Genomic DNA, 696 nt, shown 5'->3' with positions numbered 1-696 from the left:
CATTTAGGCATTCGTCGCGCAAGCGGCCGATGAAGCTCTCCACAAAGCCGTTCTGCTGGGGCTTGCCCGGCGCGATGCAGTGCCAGTCGACGTCACGGTCCTCTTGCCAGCGCAGGATGGCATTCGAGGTCAGTTCGGTGCCGTTGTCCGAGACGATCATCAATGGTCGGCCGCGGAACTCAATGAGCCGATCAAGGTCACGGACGACCCGAACGCCGGGCAGCGACGGATCGGCCACCAGCGCCAGGCACTCCCGGCTGAAGTCGTCGACCACGGCCAGGACACGGAAGCGGCGGCTGTCGACCAGGGCGTCGGCAACGAAGTCGAGGCTCCAGCGCTGGGTGGGGCCGTCCGGGATCGCCGTCGGTGCCCGTGTGCCGCGCGCCCGCTTGCGGCCGCCGCGCCGCCTCACCGTCAACCGCTCCTCGCGGTAGAGCCGGAACAGCTTCTTGTGGTTCACGTCGATGCCCTCGCGCCTCAGCAGCAGATGCAGGCGCCGATAGCCGAAGCGACGGCGGGCATTCGCCAGCTCCCGCAGCCTGGCACGAAGCGGCGCATCATCCGGCTGCTGAGATGCATAGCGGTAGGTCTTCGGCTGCAATCCGACCAGGCCGCCGGCACGGCGCTGCGCGTAACTCTTCTCCTCGATCGCCCAGGTCACGGCATCCCTCCTTGCCCTGGGCGGCAGAAGTTTTT

1 protein-coding gene is annotated in these 696 nt (G+C 67.2%); it reads right to left on the bottom strand.

The window, feature by feature from the left end; translation table 11 throughout:
* On the bottom strand, nt 1-696 hold a 696-nt coding region (locus tag U1T56_RS24220), incomplete at both ends, for an IS3 family transposase (protein ID WP_418162050.1).

This window comes from Benzoatithermus flavus (assembly GCF_037908215.1).
Lineage (GTDB): Bacteria > Pseudomonadota > Alphaproteobacteria > Geminicoccales > Geminicoccaceae > Benzoatithermus > Benzoatithermus flavus.
This window is presented reverse-complemented; position numbering and strand designations above follow the sequence as displayed.